This is a genomic window from Microbulbifer hainanensis (assembly GCF_014904735.1).
In the GTDB taxonomy this organism is placed as follows: Bacteria; Pseudomonadota; Gammaproteobacteria; order Pseudomonadales; family Cellvibrionaceae; genus Microbulbifer; species Microbulbifer hainanensis.
This window is the reverse complement of record NZ_JACZCR010000097.1, coordinates 1-279: the sequence shown is the minus strand read 5'-3', so window position 1 is coordinate 279 and position 279 is coordinate 1. Positions and strand designations below refer to the sequence as shown.

1 protein-coding gene is annotated in these 279 nt (G+C 59.1%); it reads right to left on the bottom strand.

Features of this window, described 5'->3' with window-relative positions; genetic code table 11:
• Positions 1 to 279, bottom strand: a 279-nt coding sequence (locus tag IG168_RS20780; protein ID WP_226877208.1) for a hypothetical protein, incomplete at both ends; no start/stop codon positions are given.

Genomic DNA, 279 nt, shown 5'->3' with positions numbered 1-279 from the left:
CAAAGGATTTTCGGACAGCCGTCCTGCGCCTCAAGGCGCTGGAGTAGGCGAAAAAATACTCTCACACGCGCGACCCCATCGGCATTCACCGCTGCGAGCCTGTAGATCGCGTGATAAAGCGGAATCCCAGACTCCCTGGCGCATACGAGATCGCCCAGAATCTCGTTCTCGAAGGCTTCGTCACCGTAACAACCGACCGGCAGGCCTTTCAGGTCCTGCCCGTCGAAAACATCCTCCGCCCGGTCCCAATGGACCCAGATAGCCTCTCGCTCCTGTTCC